Source organism: Candidatus Sulfurimonas marisnigri (assembly GCF_015265475.1).
GTDB lineage: Bacteria > Campylobacterota > Campylobacteria > Campylobacterales > Sulfurimonadaceae > Sulfurimonas > Sulfurimonas marisnigri.
On record NZ_CP054493.1, the window covers coordinates 879,198 to 901,903 of the forward strand.

Consider the following 22,706-nt stretch of genomic DNA (forward strand, 5'->3'; position numbering starts at 1 on the left):
TATAGTTTTTTAAGACTCTTTTTTGTAGTCCAAATCACCAGCTCTTGATTCTTTTTCATCAATTATTCTTTGAATCTGTTGTTTCACCTTATCATATCTATATTGCTCTTTAAACCCAATAATACGTCCACCAGCTGCATTCGGATGTCCCCCACCATTAGCCCATTCTTTTGATATTTGAGAAACACTCACTTTGTTATTTGCTCTTAGGCTCATAGTTCCTCTATAACTAACATCTACTATAAAATCATACTCTGGGTATGTTAATAAGAATCCATTTCCAACTATAGATGTATTTCCAACACCATAACTCAAAAATCCTTTGTAGCCTTTGTAGTAAATAGTTTTTTCGTCTCTTGCTTGACCTAAAAGGTCAACTATAAATGTTGTTGCTAGATTGTCAAGTGTATCATCTTCATTTTTTTTGAAAAATTCTTTTTTTAACATGTGTATTTTTTCATCTAAAACTATCGGAGCATTTTCTTCATCTATGTATTTAACAGCTTCCATAAGAAGAGATATTTTATAGTTATTATCCACTTTTGCAAACATAACTTTGTTTAGTTCTCTTGTCTCTGTGACAAGTCTCATACAAACTTTACCATACTCAAAGTTTTCTTTTTCTTCCATTTTCCATAGATCAACAGCATTTACTACATTAACAAACTTATTCATCCACGATGGTTCATTTAATTCGAAGTGCTCTTTTGCATAGTCATAAGTTATTTTTGTTGCACATCTCTGTGTATCAAGAAAATACCACTCATATTTATTTGCACTGTCTTCTCCACTTCCATGATGATCTAGTAAAATTAAATCTATTTTATCATTTTTACTTACTTCATTATTTAGCCATCTTGACTCATCAGCAGTTAGATTTAAATCAGTTATTAAAATTGTAGCATTAGAATTTTGAGTTTTAATATTTTCTAAAATCACTTCTAATGTTTGTTTTACTTCAGCACCATAATTAGCGTTGTAGTTAAATAGTTTATATGGAGTAGACCTCATAACAAGTTGGCAGCTGTAGCCATCAAGATCTGTGTGTGAAAGATGGTGAATTATTTTAGTAGTCATTTTTTTCCTTAAATTATTTGTCTTGTTCTGTAATTGATATTGAACCCATTACTTCAAATGTTGCACTTGAGTCTATCTCTGCATGTGAGAGAACAACAACATCAAGAGAAAATCTCTCAAATATCTCTGCAATTCCTTTTCTAAGCTGTGGGTCAACTATTATTACGACTGGTGACACACCTTTTTGTAATAGTTCAGCTGCTTTTGTGCTTGTTGCTTGCACAAGAGCATTTATCTCACCAACATTTAGAAGAAGATTTCTTGTTCCATCTTGTTCTTGTGATTTTTCTAACATTAACTGCTCAGACGATGTATCAAATGTTAGAAGCCTTATAACTCCGTCTTCACCTGAATACATTTTAGTGATAATACGTGAAAGTCTAGCACGAACTTGTTCTGTTATTACGTCTACATTTTTAGTAAACTCTGCTATATCTGCAATAGTCTCTAATATCGTAAGCATATCTTTAAGCGGTATCTTTTCATGTAAAAGAGATTTTAAAATTCTTTGTATAAGTCCAATGGATGCAACTTTTTGTACGTCATCAATAATAACAGGAAAATCATTTTTAATTTTATCAATAAGTGTTTGAACCTCTTGGCGAGTAAGAAGGTCCTCAGCATTCTTTTTAACTAGCTCACTCATGTGGGTAGATATAACGGTTGAAGGATCAACAACGGTGTATCCATTTATTATGGCATCCTCTTTTTCCTGAGGGAGTATCCATATTGCGTCAAGTCCAAAAGCTGGTTCTTTTGTTGCCTCTCCAGTTATTTCACCTGTTGCCATTCCGCTATCCATAGCTAAAAACTTATCAGGCATAATCATACCTTCACCTATAGAGATACCTTTTAGAAGTATTTGGTATTGTTGAGGCTGTAGATGCAAATTATCTCTAATACGAACTTGAGGCATTAAAAAGCCAAAATCTGATGCAATCTTACGTCTCATGGAACGAATACGCTCAAGTAAGTCACCACCTTGAGATTTGTCTGCTAAACGGATGAGTTGATACCCAAGTGTTAGCTCTAACATCTCAACTTTTAGTATATCTTCTAGTGCTGTTTCTTCCTCTTTTGCAATCTCTTCATTTGTTTTCTCCGGCCTAGCTTTTTCTTTATCTTCTTGTTCTTTAGTTTTAGATGATAGTTTATTGCCAGCATTAAGTATAGTAAGCTCACCTCTTTCATATTTATATATTGACCAGCCAAGACCGGCAAATAAAATTCCAACAAATCCCATAGAAGCTGTTGGAAGACCAGGAACTAAGGCAAATAAAATCATAATGAAACCAACAATCATCATAATTTTTGCATTTCCAACCATTTGGTTGATCGCACCATCTGCAAAGTTGTCACCTTCACCAGAGGAGCGTGTTATCATAATACCTGTTGCAGTTGAGATTATAAGTGCAGGTATCTGACCAACTAAACCATCACCAATAGTTAATAGTGTAAATGTTGAGGCACTATCTCCTACACTCATATCATTTTGAAAAACACCGATTAAAAAACCACCGATTATATTGATAAGTGTAATGATAATACCAGCAACAGCATCACCTTTTACAAACTTACTAGAACCATCCATAGCTCCATAAAAGTTTGCATCTTGAAGAATTTCAGCACGACGCTGTTTTGCCTCAGCATCATCAATAAGTCCTGCGTTTAAGTCTGCATCAACTGCCATTTGTTTACCAGGCATTGAGTCAAGTGTAAAACGAGCAGCAACTTCTGCAACCCTTGTTGAACCCTTTGTAATAACCATAAAGTTGATAAGAACTAAAATAGAAAAAACTATAATACCAATAACAAAGTTTCCTCCAACAACAAAGTCTCCAAAGCTGGTAATAATGCTACTTACAGCATCTGGACCATTACTTCCTTCACTTAAAATCATCCTCGTTGTTGCTATGTTTAGAGATAGTCTAAATAGGGTAAGGATAAGTATAAGGGTTGGAAATGTTGTTAGGTCTGTTGGTTTTGGTACATAAAGTGAAATAAGTAAAATTAGTACAGCTAAAGCCATAGAGATGGTTAAAAGGACATCTAGCATAGCAGATGGTAAAGGGACAATAATAATTGCCAAAATTGCCATAACAAAGATAACAACACTTAAATCTTTTTGACCAAGTAAAAAGTTTAGTGTTATACCTATTTGTTGTCTTGTTGTATATTTTTTTGCCAAGCTCTATGCCTCTGCTTATTTTAAAACTATAAGAGTTATGTACATGTAATATAATTACTTTTTAAGAATATCAGCTAAAGTCATTTCTGCTAAAAATGAGTCTATTTTTATTTGAAGTTTACTTAAAAAAGGCCAAATGGAGCATAGGTGAGCTTTTTCTGAAGGGCAATCAACTTCTGATATTGAGCAATCAAAAACAGTCGGAGTTTTACCCTCCACACAAGCCATAACTTGCAACATATTTATATCTTCAGGGTCAAGCAAAAGAGCAAAACCGCCATTTACACCTTTGTATGACTTTAGTATCTTTGACTTGGCTAGAGATTGTAGGATTTTTGCTAAAAAACTTTTAGGTATAGATAGCTGCTTAGATAGCGTTTCACTGTCCATTGGAGAATCTGCTTTAGACAAAACTATTAGAGAGAGAATCGCATATTCACTAGCACGAGTTATTAACATATTATTACTTTAAAATTATATTTTTAAGATTATATCAAAAGAAGTTGAAACAAAGGAAATAATTTAGATATAATTCCAGTTCAACTTTATACGCTTAAGTGTAAATGTTAGATTAACATACCTTTTGGAGGCTATTATGGCTTTAAATTCGGCTAAAATACAAGAACTAGTTACTACATATGGTCGCAAAGAAAATGACACTGGTTCAAGTGAAGTTCAAATTGCACTATTAACAGAGAGAATCAGAGATTTAACTGAACATTTGAAAATATTCAAAAAAGATCACGCATCTAGACTTGGTTTATTAAAACTAGTTGGTCAGCGTCGTCGTTTGATGAAATATTTCAAAAGAAAAGATAAAAATTCTTATCTTAAACTAGTAGAAGATTTAGGTATTCGCGATAATATCTAATTTATATCTAGCATATTCAACCGAGTTTTACTCGGTTGTCATTTAAAGTAAAATACCTAAAGAAAAATCTCTATAGCTCTATCCAAATCCTCTTTTGTATCAATCCCAAACCCAGTACTAGCGACCTTAACCATAGTTATCTTTTTTTGGTGATAAATTGCACGAAGTTGTTCCAGTTTCTCTATGTCTTCTATCGGTGCATCATTAAGGTTGCAAAACTCTTTAAGACTCTTTTTGGTAAATCCATAAATACCAATATGACCAAAATATTTGGCACCTCCTCCTTGATTAAAAGGTATTTTTGCACGAGAAAAATATATGGCATTGTCTTGGCCGTCTAAAACAACTTTTACAAGGTTTGGGTCTTCGGCGGATTCAGCATTTATAGAGTTATAACAACTTCCCATGATGAAACTCTCGTTGTTATTTTGAAGAGTTTTAAGTCTGTTTATAAGAGACTCAACAACTTCAGGCTCAATAAAAGGCTCATCAGCTTGAACATTTATTATAAGTTCATTATCATCTACATTTAAAATATTTGCACACTCATTTATGCGGTCTGTACCACTTTTATGTGTTGTAGATGTGAGCATTGCTTCCACTCCATGCTCTTTACATGTAGAGATAATTAGTTCATCATCTGCTGCAACTACTACTCTGTCTAAGTGAGCTACTCTTTTAGCTGTTCTTATAACCATAGGTAATCCACCAATATCTTCAAGTACTTTTTGTGGAAATCTTGTTGAGGCCAATCTAGCTGGAATAATAATCATTTAATGCCTTTATTTAATTGCTTTGAGATATAATTCCATAATTATACTAAAAAAGGTTTTCTTTTGCTTCTTTATCAGCCAGAGTCAGGTTATTGTTACAATAGTGATTCTGTTTTTTTATACGATTTCATATCATCTTTTAAACCTCGCGGAAGAGTTTTGGATGTTGGAGCAGGGTGTGGAGTTGTAGGACTTTTAGTTGCTAGAGATAATCCAAAAGTGGAATTAGAAGCTGTAGAGAAACAAGATGTCTTTATAAAGTATGCAACAATAAATGCCAGAGTCAATAAAATAGAGTATAAGTTGCATAAAAAAGATTTTTTAGAACTCGATGAAGATACAAAGTATGACTATGTTATCTCTAACCCTCCTTTTTATCATGATGGCGTAACTAAAAGTGAAAATGAGATGTTGTTTAATGCAAGGTATAATGTAAACTTACCATTAAAAGAGTTTTTTAAAAAAATTTCAAGAGTTTTAAAACCAAACTCTCACTTTATTTTCTGTTATGATGCATCTCAGTTTGGATTGATTTGTTCGGAACTTGATTATGCAAAAATGAGAGTTGTAGATGTTCAGTTTGTACATCCTAAAGCAGATAGAGTTGCATCGCTAGTTATGGTTCATGCTAGAAATGGATCAAAGTCACTTATGAAAGTTTGGCCGCCATTTATTAGTTTTGATGGGGCAGAGTTTAGTGATATGGCTAAAAATATTTATAAAAAAGCACAAACGCAGAGTATAAAATGTCAAATATAGTAAAAAAAGATGGATACAGCTACTCATTTGATGCTAACGCATGTTCTACATGTAAAGGCAAATGTTGTACAGGTGAGAGTGGATATATATATGTAACAAAGGCAGAAATAGAAAGTATTTCTAAGCTGTTAAATTTAGATATTAAAGATTTTGTACAAGAATATCTTTTTAAAAAACTTTATAAATACTCAATTAAAGAGAAAAAATTTGGTGAAAACTATGAATGTATATTTTATGATAGAGAGTCAAATGGCTGTAACATATATGACGCAAGACCATTGCAGTGTAGAACTTTCCCTTTTTGGGACTATTTTAAACAAAGAGTTGATGAATTGAAATTAGAATGTCCGGGAGTTATTGATGTTTAATTATGTAAAATTATTTACATTATTTGTTCTGTTGACGATTTTATCTGGCTGTGGTGCAAGACCATCCGCTGAAATAAAAGGTCATGAAAAAATTTTTGAAAATGAAGATTTATATATTATGTTTGCACTTAGAGCTGAACAAATAAAGGATTACAATGCATCATCTAGTATATTTAATACTTTGTATAAAGAATCAAATAAAGATGAATATTTTTATCGCTCTGTACAAAATGATTTAGCAGCTGGTGAAAATTATAGAGCTATAGCAAGAATTGATAAAGTTATATCCGAAGAAATTGAAAATTTTGCACTTGTTCGACTTAAAATTATTGCTTTAATAAAACTGGACAGAATAGATGAAGCAAAAGAATTGGCTATAAAGCTTGTAGAGAAATCTAAAGAGATAGATGATTATCTTTTAGTCAGTGAAATCTATGTTAAAGAAAAAGAGTTTGACTTGGCTGTTAAATATCTAGAAAGTGCTTATATTAAGGACTTTAATGAAAAAATACTAGATAAAATAGCGATTGTGTTATATGTAAATCTTCAAAGAAAAAAAGATGCTATAGCACAGCTGGAGTCTCACTCAAGGATTCGTGGGTGTACTAAACTTATTTGTGCGAGACTCATTGGCTTTTATAGTAATGAAAATAATATTGATGGACTTTTATCTACTTATTTGAGAGTCTATAAAATAGATTCAAATAAAGAAATAGCAAAAAAAATAGTTCAGATTTATGGGTACAAAAAAGAATATCTTAATATGATGAACTTTTTAGTTGAGAGTAAAACTGATAATGAACTACTTCTGCAACTTTTTATACAGCTAAAAGAATATAAAAAAGCATCACTTTTAGCAGAAAAACTTTATAAAGAGGGTGCCGATATTGCTTACTTAGGACAAAGCGCTATTTTTGAGTATGAAAGTAGCAGTGATAAAAATGATAAAAAGATGCAAAAAAGTATTATAAGAAAACTTGAAGATGTTATAAAAATAAGAAATGAAGGTCTTTATTTGAATTATCTTGGTTATCTTCTTATAGATCATGAAATAGATGTTGAAAAGGGAATATATTACGTTAAGGAAGCACTAAAAATAGAAGCAAATTCAGCATATTATCTTGACTCTTTGGCTTGGGGATATTATAAACTAGGAAAATGTAAAAGAGCTAAAAAGATAATAGACAAAGTTGCTAAAATGAAAGGTAACGACAATCCTGAAGTTATTAAACATATAAAGATGATAAAAAACTGTAAAAAAGGTAAAAATAAAAAATGATTTTAGATGATATTATCAAAAGAACTAAAGAAGATTTAGTAAAAAGAGAAAAAGAGTTTTCACTTGATTGGCTTGGTCGCTCACTGGCTTTTAATGCGCGTGCTCCAAGAGATGTAATTCCATACTTAAAAGCTACAGAAGAGGATCCTTATAGAATTATTGCAGAGGTGAAAAAAGCTTCACCATCAAAAGGTGTTATTCGCGAGAATTTTGACCCTTTGGCAATAGCTCAATCTTATGAAAGAGGTGGAGCCAGTGCAATCTCTATTTTAACTGAACCACATTTTTTTCAGGGTAGTCTGGATTATCTTGGAGGAATAAGAAGATATGTTGGCATTCCTCTTCTTAGAAAAGATTTTATAGTTTCAAAGTATCAAATTTTAGAAGCCATGGTTCATGGGGCTGATTTTATTTTGCTTATAGCAGCAGCATTGTCAAAAAAAGAGTTAAAAGAACTTTTAGCATATACAAGACATCTTGGTATGGAAGCATTGGTAGAAGTTCACGATAAGCCAGATTTAGTAAAAGCTATATATGCTGGCAGTGATATCATTGGAATTAATCATAGAAATCTTCAAACATTTGAAATGAATATGAATTTATCATATGAATTAATACCTTTGATTCCAAATGGTAAAATAATTGTTGCAGAGAGTGGGATATATGAGCATGGACAGCTTGAAGATTTAAGTAAAGCTGGTGTAGATGCATTTTTGGTTGGTGAATCTTTAATGCGACAGGATAACGAAGAAGAGGCTTTACGAAAGTTAAAATTCGGATAAAAGTTATTTTACAGTATATAAACTCTGAGCTTTTCATAAAGCTCAAGCTTTAGTGACCACAGCGGTCCAAGCGAAGCTGAAGGAATTATTTCCTTTAGCGGACTAACCTAATAAACTCTTAGCACACTCGTTAATTCTTTTTCCATCAGCTTTCCCTGATAGCTCTTTTGAAGCCATACCCATAACTTTTCCAATATCTTTAATAGTTGTTGCCCCAACTTTAGAAATTATTTCTTTAATTGCAGTTGAGAGTTCATCACTACTAAATTGTGCCGGTAAATATGGAGTATAAATAGAAATTTCATAAAGTTCTATTTGCATTAAATCATCACGGCCAGCATCTTTATATTGAGTTGCTGAATCATTTCTTTTTTTAACCTGAGTCTGTATTATTTTAATTACATCTTCATCGCTTAGCTCTTTTCTCTCATCGACTTCTACTTGTTTAAAAGCACTTGTAAGAAGTCTAAGGGCATCTCTTTTTTTTGTCTCTTTTGCTTTCATAGCATATTTTACTTCTTGATTAATCGTATCTCTTAAATTCATAATAAATTTACCTTTGTTTGGAACTATATTTGCTAGTATTATAACTAAATAAACACCTTAAATTAGAGAGAAAACAATGAAAAAACAACTTTTAATACTTACCATACCTTTTTATGCTATACTTTTTTTATCAGGATGTACTGCAAATTTAACTGAACCAGAGATTGATTTTAAGCCTCCAACTTATGTTGAGGAGATGCCGTCTCGTGAAGATAAAAAAGATTTTTCTTCAGTGGGAAGTGTATTTGGTAAGGGTGATAATCCTCTATTTTCTGATCACAAAGCGATGCATGTTAGTGATATTGTAACCGTAGTAATATCAGAGAGTGCGACTAGTTCAAATGCAGGTACTAAGCAGCTTAGTGAGAGTGATGTTTCTGCTCTTGGTGGTGGTGCTTTTACCTCCGCTGGTAATAATTCAGCAGTTAGTTCTGCTATTGCAAAACTAAATGGTATCGCAAATGTTGGTCTTTCTAGCACGTCAGACAGCTCATATAAAGGGCAGGGGAGTGCTACAAAAGATGCGTCTTTCAATACTACTGTGTCAGCCAGAATAGTAAAAGTACTAAAAAATGGAAATTATTTTATATCTGGAAAGAGAGAGATCCTGGTTGATAATCAAAAACAGATTATACAAATAGGTGGTGTTATACGTCCTTATGATATAGACCAAAACAATAGAATAAGTTCAGCTCAGATGAGTGAAGCAAAAATTCTTTATAAAACAGAAGGAGATGTAGGACGTGCAACAGAACAAGGTTGGGGAACAAAAATTATTCAGTCGGTTTGGCCATTTTAGTTTACTAATTCTGTTGGCATGCACTACTATTAGTGCACAGAGTTTTTCTGATTTTAAAAAATCTCAATCAAAATCTTTTAATACATATAAAGATGAAAGAGATAATGCTTTTGATAACTATCTAAAGGGACAATGGAATGCTTATGAAGTGTATACCGGAGAACCATTGTATGAAGAGAGAAAACCTAAAGAAATCACCCCCTCAAAGTCAAAAATAACAAAACCTGTTGGTCCAAAAATCACTATTAAAATAAAAAAAAGAGTAGAGTTAAAACCTGAAATTGAAAAAATAGAGCCAAAACAAGAACCATTAGTAAAGGCTAAAGATATAAGCTTTGATTTTTATGGCGCACAACTGGAGTTTGATATACCTAGTGGAATTAAGCAAGCAAACTATTATCCTCACAATCAAAAAGGGATAACTAGTTTTTTTAGCAGTGCAGCTTCTAGTGCATACGATAGTTTTATTTCTGAGATTGGCAAAGTTTCAAAAAATATGAACCTAAACGATTGGGGTATTTATCTTCTAATTACAAAAATCTCTGATTCTATTTTTACAAATCAAGATAATTCAAAATTACTCAGTTGGTTTATATTTAATAAAATGGGATATGCAGTGAAAGTGGGACTAGCAAAGCAACATATAGTTTTAATGCACTATTCTGATAAAATTATATATTCTACTCCAAACTACAGCTTTTCAGATAAAAAATATTATGCTATATCTAACTACGATAAAGGGAGTATTGGAAGAGTGTTCTCATATAGACAGGACTATCCAGGTTCAACTAAGCCATTTGATTTGTCACTCCTATCACTACCAAAGTTACCATTTAATATAAAAACTAAAACTTTAAATTTTAAGCAGTTTGGAGATGAATACAGCGTCTCTTTTGAGTACAACAAAAATCTTATTGACTTTATGGATACATATCCTCAAGCTGACTATCAAACATACTTTAATGCTCCTATGGAGAGTAAAACTTTTGAAGATGTAGCTTTATCACTTAAAAAATATATAGATGGTAGAAAAGCAAGCGATGCAATGAACTTTGTTCTTGCTTTTGTGCAAAAATCGTTTAAATATGAGCGCGATAATGAGCAGTTTGGAAGAGAAAAAGTTATGTTTGCAGAGGAGACTCTATTTTTTGATAAATCAGATTGCGAAGATAGAGCAGTTTTATATACATATTTAATGAAAGAGCTGTTTCATGTTCCTGTGATAGGTTTAAAATATAAAAACCATATGTCTACGGCTATATATGTTCCTATGGATGGTGATAGTGTAAAAGTAGGCTCAAGAAAATTTATTGTGGCAGATCCAACATATGTTAATGCGACGATTGGTATGAGTATGCCAAATTACAAGTCAATAAAACCTCAAAGCTATATAGAAATTGGCATAAAATAATATGAATGACAAAGATATAATATATAGTGATCAGCTTACAAATATTCAGAATAGATTTGCTCTTATGGAATATCTTGAAAAGATTTTACATGGGAATGTTTTTTTAATAAATATAGACAATTTCAGTAATATTAACAGTGCTTATGGCTTTGAATTAGGAGATAAAGTTTTAATAGAAATATCAAAATTAATAAATATCGCTAAACCATTGTCATGTCAACTTTTTCGACTAAATTCCGATGAATTTGTACTGGTAAATGAAATTGATATGACAAAAAAAGAGCTAGAAGATGTTGCAAGTTCTTTAATATCTTTTTTTGATCAAATGGAAATTGAAGTTTCTGATGATATAGATATTCGTATTTCTATTAGTATTGGAATCGCTACAGGAAGTTGTAGTGAAGTACTTAATCACGCAAAGGTAGCTATAAAAGAGTTGCGTGAATACAAGAGAGGATCTTATAGGATATTTGACTCAAAATCAACTTTTATAAAAAAACAACAGGAAAATATATATTGGATTCATAAAATTAAAGTTGCATTTATGGAAGAAAATTTAATAGCATTTTATCAACCAATCATAAATAATAAAACAAAAAAAATAGAAAAATTCGAATCTTTAGTTAGAATATATGATAATGGAGTATTAATACCTCCAGTAAGGTTTTTAGAGGCATCAAAGATTACTGGAACACTTACTTTGGTTACAAGAACTATTATTCAAAAAAGTTTTGAAATGTTTAGAAATAAAGATTATGACTTCTCAATAAATATTACAAGCACTGATTTTCATCTTAATTATTTAGAAGAATATCTTCTTAAGTACTCAAAAAAATATGATATTAATCCATCAAGAGTTGTTCTAGAAATACTTGAAGATATTACTACTCTTGATGCTCCCGGAATTCTTGAACAATTAAACTCATTACGTGCGAATGGCTTTAAAATTGCAATAGATGACTTTGGTAGCTTAAGTTCAAATTTTTCTAGGCTTTTAGAATTCTCACCTGATTATTTAAAAATTGATGGGTCGTTTATAAAAAATATCTTAACTGATAATAAGAGTTTAATTATTGTTGAAGCTATAGTTTTGTTATGTAAAAAAAGTGGTATAAAAACAGTGGCAGAATTTGTTCATAGTAAAGAAGTTCAAGTTAGGGTTGAAGAGTTAGGGATAGATTACTCCCAAGGCTACTATTTTAGCGAGCCTCAAGCTGAATTGGTGACTTTATAAAAGAGTTATTTGTTTTTATTTACTATAAAGTCTGCTATTTGACTTCGTTGTTGTGCATTGTATTTTTTTAAGATTATTTTCATTAAACCTTTTCTCCCACCATCTGGTGCATTATCATATTTATCAAATACTTCTAATAATTCTGATTTAGAAAAAAGACCTATCTGTCTTGTTGCATGTAAAACTTTTTTTTCAAAATTTTCACCATGACATTTTTGACATTTTTTAACAGTTTTCTCAAGATTGAAACTTTTCGCTGATAAAAAGTTTGGAGATAATAGAGCAGATAGTAATGCACTCCCGATAACAACTTTTTTTATAAACATCTACATTCCTTTTTTTATATTAAATTAAGATTATATTTTAGAAAATTATACCTACTCTTTTACAAATATGGCTTAAAATTGATGTTTTAAGTTGTTAATTTGTTACTTAGTAGTTATATGCAACCTTGTATGTTGGATCATCTTCTTCATATGAGCAGTGAGGACCAGCTTTTTTAAGTATTGCTTTGCAGTCGGCACTTAGATGTCGAAGTAATAGATTCTTACCAGCATCTTCATATTTTTTTGTTATAGCATCTATAGCTTCAACACCTGATGAATCCATAACCCTTGCATTTTTAAAGTCAATCACAACTTTTGGTGGATCATTAGGTATATCGAAGTTATCTGCAAATGTTGTAGCACTTCCAAAAAATAGTGGGCCATCTAGTCTATAGACTCTAGTTCCATCATCTTCTGTATTAACTGTTGCGAATATTCTTGCATGCTTCCAAGCAAAAGCAAGAGCGGATATAATAACACCTGCTATAACTGCAATTGCTAAATCTTCTGCAACCGTTATAAGTGTAACAGCAACCATAACAAAAGCATCAGTTCTTGGCATTCGGCTTAAGCGAGAAAAGCTTGACCACTCAAACGTCCCTATACTAACCATAAACATAATACCAACTAAAACGGCAACGGGTATAGCATTTAAAACGCTACTCATTGATACAACTAAGATAATTAAACCTACCGCAGCAACAAATGATGACAATCTTCCAATACCACCAGATGTGTAGTTGATGATACTTTGACCAATCATAGCACAACCAGCCATACCGCCAAAGAATCCACATGTAACATTTCCAGTTCCTTGAGCAATACACTCTTTATTAGCTGAACCACGAGTATTGCTAAGTTCATCTAAAACTGAAAGAGTAAGTAGTGACTCAATAATCCCTACAAGTGCAACGATTACGGCGTAAGGGAGAACTATAATAATGGCATCTAAGCTAAATAAATAATCTGGAATTCCAAAACTAGGAAGTTGTCCAGCAAACTGACTCATATCAGCTAAGCCACTTAAAAGAAGTGTATTTGTTTGAGTAAAATAAACACCAAGTGTTATTGTAATAATTGCTATTAGACCAGCTGGGATTGCTTTGGTATATTTTGGAAGTATATACATGATCGCCATAGTCACAGCAACTAAAATATACATCATATAGCCTTGATTATCAAAGAACTTAAACTGAGCCGTAGCAATAACTATTGCAAGACCATTTACAAAACCATGAATAGCAGGGGTTGGAACAAGACGTATAAATTTACCAAGCTTTAGCATTCCGATAGAAATTTGAATGAGACCGGCTACAACAGTAGCCAAAAGTATGTAGTGAAGAACACCCATAACGATTGCTTCATTGGCTAAACCTTGGGCAGATAAAAGTGCATTTGCTTCAAGACTGAGTCCAACTAAAACAATTGCAACTGCACCAGTGGCACCAGAGATCATACCAGGCTTACCACCAATAAGTGCAGTGATTAAACCTAGGATAAATGCAGTGTAAAGACCAACTATTGGACTGACACCTGCAATAAAACTAAATGCAATTGCTTCTGGAACTAGTGCGACTGCAACAACTAATCCAGATAAAATATCATTTTTGATATTGACTGATGAGTATTTTTTTAAATCAAATAATTCGTTAACTTTCAATACACTAACCCTTTAGTGAGCTTAGTTGCTCTAAAACTTTTTCTTGCTTCGTTCTTGCATCTGCTAATGCACCTCTATTCTTAACTAAAACATCCTCTGGAGCATTTGCAACGAAACGCTCATTATTAAGCATACCATTTAGCTTGTCTATCTCTTTTTGCAGCTTCTCATCTTGTTTTTCAAGTTTAGATATGATTGAAGTTAAATCAATAGAATCAGTAGGTATAAATGTCTCACATGTATCTGCAATGTCACTTACTGCATCAGAGATTTTTACATCAGTAAACTCTACCACTTCAACTTTTGCAAGTCTTGTAATAAAAGGGAGCATCATAGCTTTGTCATCTTCGCTTATGCCATCTATTTTCACAAATGCTTTTTCTATTTTTTGGTTGGCTAAATCAACAAGAACTTTTGCACGCCTTATTGAAACAATCGCATCCATTATAATCTCAAATTTTTTCTCTTCTTTACGTTGTTTAATTTTAAAAGGATATTTTTTAATCATGATAGAATCTGACTCTTCAAGAGATGTTCCTGAAAGCTCATGGTAAAGATACTCTGTAATAAACGGCATAAAAGGGTGAAGAAGTTTCATTGCCTCTTTAAATATAGCACCAAGTTCAACAATAGAACCTTTGTCAGCCTTACTTAACTCAATACCCCAGTCACAAAACTCATTCCAAAGGAATCTGTACATGACTAAGGCAGCATCATTAAACTTATACTCATCTAGATTAGCACGAACCTCTTTAGTCGCATAGTTTAAACGGGACAACATATAGCGACCTAAGTCAGTCTTAATACAAAAGCCTGCTAAATCAGGGAAAGTATCTACATTCATTTGTAAATATTTCGTTGCATTGTAAAGCTTGTTTGTGAAATTACGGTTTTGCTCTAGTTTCTCTGTACTCATACGGATGTCACGACCTTGAGCGGCAGAGATGGCAAGTGTAAATCTTAATATATCAGCACTGTATTTGTTAACCATATCTAAAGGATCAATTACATTGCCTTTAGACTTGCTCATCTTTTCACCTTTTTCATCACGAACAAGCGCATGAAGATAGATGTGATTAAACGGAAGTTTGCCGTTAAAATGCTCACCCATCATCATCATTCTAGCTACCCAGAAGAAAAGAATATCAAAGCCTGTGATTAGAAGTGTGTTTGGATAAAAGTCTTTCATATCATTTGATTGGAAAAGCTTGTCCATCTCAGCATCACCATTACCCCAACCTAGAGTTGAAAAAGGCCATAGCGCAGAAGAGAACCAAGTATCTAGAACATCAGGGTCTTGAGTGAAGTTTTTAGAAGCACATTTTGGACAAGCTGACGGGTTTTCTTCTTGAGATGCAAATTCATGGTCACAATCTCCGCAGTAAAATACCGGGATTTGATGTCCCCACCAAAGTTGACGTGAGATACACCAGTCTCTAAGGTCACCCATCCAAGAGTTGTAAGAGTTTATCCAGTGTGGAGGGAAGAACTGTGCTTCACCTGCATTAGTTTTTTCTATGGATTTTGCGGCTACCTCTTTTCTTACAAACCATTGTTTAGAAATATAAGGCTCTACGATATTTTTACATCTGTAACAGTGTCCAACCTGGTGCTTATGGTCTTCTACTTTAACCATAAACCCTTCTTCTTCAAGTCTTTTTACAATAATGTCACGAGCTTCTAGTCTCTCTAAACCTTTGAACTCTTCTGCGTAGTCGTTTAGTATACCTTTTTCATCAAATACTGTGATGAATTCTAAGTCATGACGCTTACCAACTTCGTAGTCATTTTGGTCATGTGCGGGAGTAACTTTAACAACACCAGTTCCAAAATCCATATCTACATGTGAGTCTGCAATTATTACTACTTCTCTATTTATTAGAGGCAATTTGATTTTTTTACCTATTAAATCTTTGTATCTCTCATCATCAGGGTGAACCATAACAGCAGTATCGCCAAAGTATGTTTCAGGTCTCGTAGTTGCTACTTCTACAAAACCACTTCCATCAGCAAAAGGGTATTTAATATGATAAAACTTGCCGTCATGATCTTCATGCTCAACTTCGATATCACTAAGTGCACCATCATGAGTACACCAGTTAACCATGTAGTTTCCACGAATTATAAGACCTTCATTATAAAGATGAACAAAAGCTTCTTTTACAGATTTTTGAAGTCCAGCATCCATAGTAAATCGCTCACGTTCCCAAGCAGGAGATACACCCATGTGACGAAGTTGCTCTGTCATGATTCCAGCAGATTCTTCTTTCCAAGCCCAAACTCTCTCTAAAAACTTCTCTCGTCCTAGTTCCTCTTTTGTTTTTCCCTCTGCAAGAAGCTGTTTTTCAACAACATTTTGAGTTGCAATTCCTGCATGGTCAGTCCCAGGTTGCCAAAGAGTTTTGTAACCATCCATTCTCTTGTATCTAGTTATAATATCTTGAAGTGTGAATGTTAGTGCGTGACCTATGTGAAGACGACCTGTAACATTAGGAGGAGGCATCATAATAGAGAAGTTTTTTCCCTCTTTTTGAATGGCTTTATTCCCATCAATCTCGAAGTATTTTCTATCTTCCCAAATTTTGTAAAATTTGTTTTCTACATTTAGTGGTTCGTAGTTATTTGCTGACATTTTTTAGCCTTATAAACGTGTTCTTATATTTTCGCGATTATATCTAAAAAGCAGTGAGGACTAACTTATAGGAGTTTTTTGAGTTATATATATTTAATATATTATATTTAAGTTAAATACGGTATCATAATATCAATAATAGTTATATTTAGGTATAATTTGTTTAAGTAATAGAAAAGGGGTTTTTTTATGTCTTCAAAACTAATAATTGTTGCTGATCTACAGCATTTTAAACTTTTCAGTAGTAATCAAAGTCCATTTGGTATGGAGTTTGTTGAACTTATTGAAGGTAGTGAGAGTCTGGATATTTATCAAAGATTTGGAAAAAAAATTCTTGATTTAGAAGAAAATTATATTGAAATAGAAGCAAGCAACTATGGAGAAAGTCATAAAATTGTTCTTGAATGGGAACATCGAAGATTTGAAGAAATTGGAAAGCAGATTTCTAAAGTCTTAAAAAAGTATAGTCATGAGTCTTGGTATTTTGCTGCACCACTAGCAATAAATAATCAAATTTTAGATCTGGTGGATGTCGATGAAAAAAAGAAAATGAAAATAAATCTTAACTCTAATTTGACAAAAATTGAAAATAATAGGCTTATAAAACATTTTTTGAAATAAAAATACCAAACTGATTAAATATGAAATAAATTTTAGTCAGTTATACTCATATACTAGGGACTCTTTTTTTTATCTCTATTTTGTCTTGTTTCATGTTTTTATCTGCTTTTGCTATAACTTTATCGATAGCATCATCTTCTTTAAAATCAATAGCTCCAAAGGAAAAGCTTACTTTAAAAGAGCTGTTATCAGCTTTTAATTGTTTTTTTATAATATTTTCTCTAATTACATTGAGTTGTTTTAGTGCGCTTGTTTTTGAAGTAGAAGCAGGGAAAATAACAATAAAGACATCTCTTTCATACCTCAGTACTGGCTCATTTAGTTTTTTTAATTTATTAGCAATAAATTGTAAGACTTTGTCTCCTATAATATGTCCATGAGTATCGTTAATAGTTTTAAAGTAGTTTACATCAACTATAGCCAGTGTACCAATCTCTTTAAAGCTTTTAGTATCTTCTTTTAAAAATTTATCATGCAACCATTTTCTACTGTATACATTAGTTAACTGGTCTATATAAATAGAAACTTTTAATTTTTTTAATTCTTTTCTTAATTTTTTTGTCTCTTTTAAAATTTCAGTAAGAGCCTTTTCATCTTTATCAAGTATAGCTGATATTGATTTTTCTGCATTTGTACTTAGAATGTGAGCATTTTTAGTTGCTTGCTTTTGAAGATTTGTATATAGAGTTATTCTTTCATTAAGTAACTCATCTGTCATTACTTCTTCATTGTTTAGTTTAATTTTATATGGAGAGGCATATTTTGAAAAAATATTAGAATAGATAGTTGGAGTTACAATTTTAATCTCACTAATAACATTTTTAGTCTGATTGGAAATTATTTGAAGTTTGTCTTCATATGTTAGCATTTATAATAACCTTTAGAGTATTAAATTTAGATGTAGTTTAGCACATAAAATTATTATTATTACTTTATGTTCTAAATATTAGTTCAGTAATCAATAACTCTGCTTCAGTATGATATGCTAGTATCCTTTTTTCTTTCAAGGATTTTAAAAAGAAAAGAGTTAATAAAATTATAACACCTATCTATCTCATGTTCTAACTCATCAAGATAAAATGAGTATTCAATATTATTTAAAATATCATACTCAATATCCTTGACAAAAGAGTAGCTGTTTTCTATGTCTGTAAATGGCAAAAATATAAAGTTAAAATATGAGTCACCTACTTTTATTACTTTTAATCCATCACTAATTCTTATGTTTTTCTTTATCTCTAAAGATATATCTTCTTCGGTATAAAATAAAACTAAAGTAACTGGTACTTTATATCGCTTAATATTATAAGTAAAGAGTTCAAGAGGAGATTTTAATTGACTAATTAAAATATTTGTTGTAGAGATTTGTGATAAACCAGTTTTTAAAAAATTACCATCATCAATAATCATATTTAGAACTACCTTATCTAGTGAAATATAATAAAAATACAGATTTATTGTAGCTAAATAATCATAAATAAAATAATAGAGATAGCCTAAAAATAAAAATATAGTCCAATGCTGTAAGTTTCGCATTGTATAATCACACTCTTAAAAATTCTGCAGGAGCTAATATTTGCCACTTTCTCGTCTTAACCAAGAGCAGTATGCTGCCGCAACTTCTGCAGAATCACAAAACCTAATTATTGCATCTGCTGGAACTGGTAAAACATCTACAATTGTTGGACGAATTGGGCACCTTTTGGGTTCAGGTGTTAAACCGCAAGAGATTTTACTTCTCACATTTACAAATAAAGCTGCCGCAGAGATGGTTTCGCGTGTAGCGGAGTATTTTGGTAAAGACGTAGCCTCTAAAATAGACGCAGGGACTTTTCATGCTGTTAGTTATAGATGGCTAAAAAAGCAGGATAAAAAAGTAGTTTTAAAGCAACAAAGAGAGCTGAAAACACTTTTTAGAAGCGTGTTTGAAAAGCGTTCCTTTGATCATATTGGTGCTGAGATAACTCCTTACGGTGGGAACTATCTTTATGATTTATACTCTTTTTATCAAAATACAGAGTTAGAGAACAGTTTTGATAATTGGGTTATAAATAAATACCCTGAGCATGAGCTGTTTGCCATGATTTATGCAGATATAGTAGATGAATTTGAAAAGTTAAAAAAAGAGTATGGATTTGTTAATTTTAATGACTTGCTTCTAAATTTTAGAGAGATTTGCAAAACTAAAGATCTCGGCTATAAAGAGGTGCTTGTAGATGAATATCAAGATACAAATGCACTTCAAGGGACACTAATAGAGGCAATAAAACCGCCATCACTTTTTTGTGTTGGGGACTATGACCAAAGTATTTATGCTTTTAATGGTGCTGATATATCAATAATCGGTTCATTCGCTACAAAGTTTCCAAATGCAATAGTTCATACACTTACAAAAAATTATCGCTCCACAATGCCGATTCTTTCACTTGCAACAAAAGTTATAAATCATAATGAAAGAATATATGAGAAAAAACTAGAGGTAACAAGAGCTCAAGAGGCACAAGCTCCAAGGCTTTTGGCTTATGATGAACTATTTGACCAGTACCATGCAATGGCAGCGCAGATAAGAGACAGCCAGACTCCAAGAGAGGAGATAGCGGTTATATTTAGAAACAACTCTTCTGCCGATGGTATTGAAGTTGGTCTTAGAGAGCTTGGAATTCCATGTAAGAGAAAAGGGGGGACAAGTTTTTTTGACTCACGAGAGGTTAAAGCTGTTCTTGATTTTTATACACTGCTTGTAAATGAGTCAGATATGATGTCCTTTATTCATATATTTGAATTTGCTCGGGGAATTGGAAGTGCAATGGCAAAAGAGATTTATATTGCGCTAAAGACTTTAGGTCACGGAAGTATTTTTTATGGTCTATATGCACCTGATGAATCAATTAAAAATCCTTTTGAAAAACGAAAGTTAAATCATCAGCTTGGTCTTTTTGATGACTTTATAGAACTAGGAGCTGTTGGGAAATTTGCAAAGCTTGGGTTTGAAGCAAAGTTTATGAAAAATCCAATTTTAAAACATCCAAAACTTACAAAAGATTCGGCTACATTTTTACATGATTTTTATCTTTTGTATCGTGATTTAAAAGGTATAAAGCAACCAAGAACTATTGTGAAAAAAATAGCTGCCTCTGCCGTTTATACATATATATCTGAAATATTATCTAGCAAAAGAGCACAGCTTAAAGATGGCACTATAGACGAAAAACAAAAAACAGAATCACTCTCTAAAATAAGCAGAAAAATGATTCTTTTAGAGGAACTCTCAAAACCATACTCTGAGCATGAGAGATTTTTGAATGCTATGATTTTAGGATCATCTGACCTAACGCAAGGTGAGGGTGTAAACCTGCTGAGCGTTCATGCTTCTAAAGGGTTGGAATATAAAGAGGTATATGTAATTGATTTGATGGATGGAAGATTTCCAAACAGAAAACTTATGCAAAGAGGTGGCTCACTCGATGAAGAGAGACGTCTCTTTTATGTTGCAGTGACTAGAGCCAAAGATATACTTTTTTTGAGCTATGCAAAATATGACAAAATCAAAAAGACAAACTTTGTACCATCCCAATTTTTGTATGAAGCTGGCTTAGTTCCAAAAGATGAAGCGTACAGAGCTTTAATTGAAAAAGAGATGGAAAAAGAGGAGGAAGACTAAGACGTTTGTCTTAATTTTCTAACCTCTAAAAAGTAAGTATGCCCCAAGTAAATAACATAAAACACAGCTCCAAAAAATATGGCAAACGGTATTAGTGAGACAACATACAGAGCTAATGTTTTCATTCTCAAGCTGTTTTTACTAAAGTATTTTATCTGCTTATCTTCTTCTGTCGTACATAGGTTTGAAGATATATCAAATGTCATCATCTTATGGAAAAAATAGTAAAGAGGAAGATTTAAAGCTACTATATTTACTAATGGTATAAAGTAAAATGGAACAAGCAGTATAAATAAAAGTAACATTGTCAGTGTCCATTTTATAACTAAAAACAGAGTAGTAAAAATATTTGAGTGACCTATCATCTCTAGATCGTTGTAGTGTCTCCTTTGAAGTTCCCTCATAACCAGAGGAGTTAAAAATCCAATTATAATTACTGCTACAAAAATAGAAGCATAAAGAGTTAAAAAGCCGCCAATAGCGTAGATGAAAAAAGTCGCTATCCAAGAGGTTATAGCAGAACTCATCAAAAACTTAATTATTGCACTACCCTCCAGCTGAGCAGATATGCTCTCAGTATGAGGAATGCCATTTTGTATAGTTGTTTGAGTGCTTTGAACGTTTAATGTGCCGAGTTGGTCTATTCCTATACCTGCTATAACAAAAAATAAAATATACATTACAACTAGTGTTACAATAAAAGGTAGTATCGCGTATTTAAGCATTTTAGGTGTTAGAAAATCTTTTGTGCTTTGTATTAGTAGGTTTTGCTCGCTCATCTTTTGCTCCATAATTTTTGGTTTAATTTTAGCTCTTGTACAATTGATATTGCTAGATGGAGAGTTTTCACATACTCCATAGCTACTTTATAATCTAGTAGTGAGCTAAATATAGCAGGTTCAAATAGGTCTTTGTTGTATTCAACTGCCATGTGAATATTAGAGCCTATAAATGATACATGTAGAGGGTGTTTTGATTTGTGTTTAAACACAAGAAGTTTTTTCATAAGCGAATGGGATAGTATATATCTAGCCTCTATTTGATTAGTTGAATATACCACAAACTCTTTTTCAAATTCAGGGTTATCCATCTTGACAAGTTCGTCTCTAGCCATATTGTTTGATTGCAACCAGTTGCCTATAAGGTCTCCAAAAGTACTCTGAGCAGAATCAGGCAAAACTACTGTCTCACCGGCAAAGTGTTTGTTAAACTCCGCGACTATAAACAGACCTTTAAATATGGTGCTCCAGCTATCTTTTCCCTTTGAGTTTCGGTTTCTTTTCTCAGCATGAATATCTGAAAACTGAATATTTATATCTTCAACATTACCTTTTACGTAATCGTTTCCACTCATTCTATCAGGCTCTGAGAATAGATTTGAACGATTGAAAATATACTCTGAAATATGAGTTTTTGAGGAGTAAAGAAGGGTCTTGTCGATAGCATGAATAAGTGGTTTTATAATACTCATTTTAAATTCGTGAGTATAATCATGAACCAAGAACTTGTATATAATTACACCCAAAGCAATATATATAAAAATAATTATATCTAGATTGTTAATGAAGAAACTAGCTAATATAGCCGAAATAATTGTATATATAACTGCAATGAAAATAATTTTTTGTTTTAGTCTTCTTCTATCATCTTCTAGTTTTTGAAGTGTTGGAAAAAGATTTTTATAATAAAAGTCAGTTAGTTCACTTACACTTTTCATCT

The 22,706-nt window shown here is 32.2% G+C and carries 22 protein-coding genes; 10 read left to right on the top strand and 12 right to left on the bottom strand.

The annotated features are described in order from the left end of the window. Positions 1-9: 9 nt before the first annotated feature. The 3 genes from HUE87_RS04470 to HUE87_RS04480 form a co-directional block, all read right to left on the bottom strand. Positions 10-1,077 (bottom strand): DHH family phosphoesterase, encoded by a 1,068-nt coding sequence (locus tag HUE87_RS04470; RefSeq protein WP_194367533.1) that lies wholly within the window; start codon positions 1,075-1,077, stop codon positions 10-12. Positions 1,078-1,090: 13 nt separating this feature from the next. Continuing rightward, a complete protein-coding gene (flhA, locus tag HUE87_RS04475) occupies positions 1,091-3,175 on the bottom strand; it encodes a flagellar biosynthesis protein FlhA (protein ID WP_229855265.1) in 2,085 nt (694 codons plus the stop codon). A 144-nt stretch (positions 3,176-3,319) separates the two neighbouring features. Continuing rightward, positions 3,320-3,724 carry an RrF2 family transcriptional regulator gene (locus tag HUE87_RS04480; RefSeq protein ID WP_194367535.1) on the bottom strand — a complete coding sequence of 135 codons (405 nt, stop codon included), beginning with the start codon at positions 3,722-3,724 and terminating at the stop codon, positions 3,320-3,322. 136 nt (positions 3,725-3,860) lie between these two features. Here HUE87_RS04480 and rpsO point away from each other — a divergent pair, with 136 nt between their 5' ends. Then, positions 3,861-4,136, top strand: coding sequence for a 30S ribosomal protein S15 (gene rpsO, locus HUE87_RS04485; protein WP_194367536.1), 276 nt, complete (start codon positions 3,861-3,863; stop codon positions 4,134-4,136). Positions 4,137-4,192: 56 nt separating this feature from the next. Here the strand turns inward: rpsO and kdsB are convergent, their stop codons facing one another. Next, positions 4,193-4,909 (bottom strand): 3-deoxy-manno-octulosonate cytidylyltransferase, encoded by a 717-nt coding sequence (gene kdsB / locus HUE87_RS04490; protein ID WP_194367537.1) that lies wholly within the window; start codon positions 4,907-4,909, stop codon positions 4,193-4,195. 63 nt (positions 4,910-4,972) lie between these two features. Between kdsB and HUE87_RS04495 the strand changes: the two genes are divergently transcribed. The 4 genes from HUE87_RS04495 to trpC are packed head-to-tail and all read left to right on the top strand — an operon-like array spanning position 4,973 to position 8,097. Then, positions 4,973-5,668, top strand: a complete 696-nt coding sequence (locus HUE87_RS04495; RefSeq protein ID WP_194367538.1) for a tRNA1(Val) (adenine(37)-N6)-methyltransferase — start codon at positions 4,973-4,975, stop codon at positions 5,666-5,668. Beyond that, positions 5,656-6,036: a YkgJ family cysteine cluster protein gene (locus tag HUE87_RS04500; protein WP_194367539.1), complete on the top strand. Its 381-nt coding sequence runs from the start codon at positions 5,656-5,658 to the stop codon at positions 6,034-6,036. The genes HUE87_RS04495 and HUE87_RS04500 overlap by 13 nt, the downstream gene beginning before the upstream one ends. Then, positions 6,029-7,315, top strand: coding sequence for a tetratricopeptide repeat protein (locus tag HUE87_RS04505; protein WP_194367540.1), 1,287 nt, complete (start codon positions 6,029-6,031; stop codon positions 7,313-7,315). The genes HUE87_RS04500 and HUE87_RS04505 overlap by 8 nt, the downstream gene beginning before the upstream one ends. Beyond that, positions 7,312-8,097 carry an indole-3-glycerol phosphate synthase TrpC gene (trpC, locus tag HUE87_RS04510; RefSeq protein ID WP_194367541.1) on the top strand — a complete coding sequence of 262 codons (786 nt, stop codon included), beginning with the start codon at positions 7,312-7,314 and terminating at the stop codon, positions 8,095-8,097. The genes HUE87_RS04505 and trpC overlap by 4 nt, the downstream gene beginning before the upstream one ends. A 102-nt stretch (positions 8,098-8,199) precedes the next feature. Here the strand turns inward: trpC and HUE87_RS04515 are convergent, their stop codons facing one another. Further along, positions 8,200-8,643: a GatB/YqeY domain-containing protein gene (locus HUE87_RS04515; protein ID WP_194367542.1), complete on the bottom strand. Its 444-nt coding sequence runs from the start codon at positions 8,641-8,643 to the stop codon at positions 8,200-8,202. Between the two features lie 76 nt (positions 8,644-8,719). On the opposite strand from HUE87_RS04515, the gene flgH reads away from it, so the two are divergent. From flgH to HUE87_RS04530, 3 genes are read left to right on the top strand one after another with little or no spacing between them, the layout of a single operon-like run. Then, complete coding sequence (flgH, locus tag HUE87_RS04520) at positions 8,720-9,442, top strand: flagellar basal body L-ring protein FlgH (protein ID WP_194367543.1); 723 nt, start codon at positions 8,720-8,722, stop codon at positions 9,440-9,442. Positions 9,443-9,455: 13 nt separating this feature from the next. Further along, on the top strand, positions 9,456-10,853 hold the full coding sequence (locus HUE87_RS04525) for a hypothetical protein (RefSeq protein WP_229855226.1): 1,398 nt from the start codon (positions 9,456-9,458) through the stop codon (positions 10,851-10,853). A 1-nt stretch (position 10,854) separates the two neighbouring features. Further along, entirely contained in the window at positions 10,855-12,087 is a 1,233-nt protein-coding gene (locus tag HUE87_RS04530; RefSeq protein WP_194367544.1) for an EAL domain-containing protein, read from the top strand. Positions 12,088-12,092: 5 nt separating this feature from the next. Here the strand turns inward: HUE87_RS04530 and HUE87_RS04535 are convergent, their stop codons facing one another. The 3 genes from HUE87_RS04535 to HUE87_RS04545 form a co-directional block, all read right to left on the bottom strand. Next, positions 12,093-12,413: a hypothetical protein gene (locus tag HUE87_RS04535; protein ID WP_194367545.1), complete on the bottom strand. Its 321-nt coding sequence runs from the start codon at positions 12,411-12,413 to the stop codon at positions 12,093-12,095. Between the two features lie 106 nt (positions 12,414-12,519). Next, on the bottom strand, positions 12,520-14,073 hold the full coding sequence (locus HUE87_RS04540; protein WP_194367546.1) for a SulP family inorganic anion transporter: 1,554 nt from the start codon (positions 14,071-14,073) through the stop codon (positions 12,520-12,522). 4 nt (positions 14,074-14,077) lie between these two features. Then, positions 14,078-16,705, bottom strand: a complete 2,628-nt coding sequence (locus HUE87_RS04545) for a valine--tRNA ligase (RefSeq protein WP_194367547.1) — start codon at positions 16,703-16,705, stop codon at positions 14,078-14,080. A 189-nt stretch (positions 16,706-16,894) separates the two neighbouring features. Here HUE87_RS04545 and HUE87_RS04550 point away from each other — a divergent pair, with 189 nt between their 5' ends. Next, positions 16,895-17,326: a host attachment protein gene (locus HUE87_RS04550; RefSeq protein ID WP_194367548.1), complete on the top strand. Its 432-nt coding sequence runs from the start codon at positions 16,895-16,897 to the stop codon at positions 17,324-17,326. Between the two features lie 46 nt (positions 17,327-17,372). On the opposite strand, the gene HUE87_RS04555 is transcribed toward HUE87_RS04550, so the two are convergent. Both HUE87_RS04555 and HUE87_RS04560 read right to left on the bottom strand, forming a co-directional pair. Next, complete coding sequence (locus tag HUE87_RS04555; protein ID WP_194367549.1) at positions 17,373-18,194, bottom strand: GGDEF domain-containing protein; 822 nt, start codon at positions 18,192-18,194, stop codon at positions 17,373-17,375. A gap of 104 nt (positions 18,195-18,298) precedes the next feature. Continuing rightward, positions 18,299-18,736 (bottom strand): hypothetical protein, encoded by a 438-nt coding sequence (locus HUE87_RS04560; RefSeq protein ID WP_194367550.1) that lies wholly within the window; start codon positions 18,734-18,736, stop codon positions 18,299-18,301. 166 nt (positions 18,737-18,902) lie between these two features. Between HUE87_RS04560 and HUE87_RS04565 the strand changes: the two genes are divergently transcribed. After that, positions 18,903-20,987 carry an ATP-dependent helicase gene (locus tag HUE87_RS04565; protein ID WP_194367551.1) on the top strand — a complete coding sequence of 695 codons (2,085 nt, stop codon included), beginning with the start codon at positions 18,903-18,905 and terminating at the stop codon, positions 20,985-20,987. Here HUE87_RS04565 and HUE87_RS04570 read toward each other — a convergent pair. Both HUE87_RS04570 and HUE87_RS04575 read right to left on the bottom strand, forming a co-directional pair. Beyond that, entirely contained in the window at positions 20,984-21,766 is a 783-nt protein-coding gene (locus HUE87_RS04570) for an EI24 domain-containing protein (protein WP_194367552.1), read from the bottom strand. The genes HUE87_RS04565 and HUE87_RS04570 overlap by 4 nt on opposite strands. Next, positions 21,763-22,704 carry a DUF3137 domain-containing protein gene (locus HUE87_RS04575; RefSeq protein ID WP_194367553.1) on the bottom strand — a complete coding sequence of 314 codons (942 nt, stop codon included), beginning with the start codon at positions 22,702-22,704 and terminating at the stop codon, positions 21,763-21,765. Before HUE87_RS04575 ends, HUE87_RS04570 begins: the two co-directional genes overlap by 4 nt. Positions 22,705-22,706 lie beyond the last annotated feature (2 nt).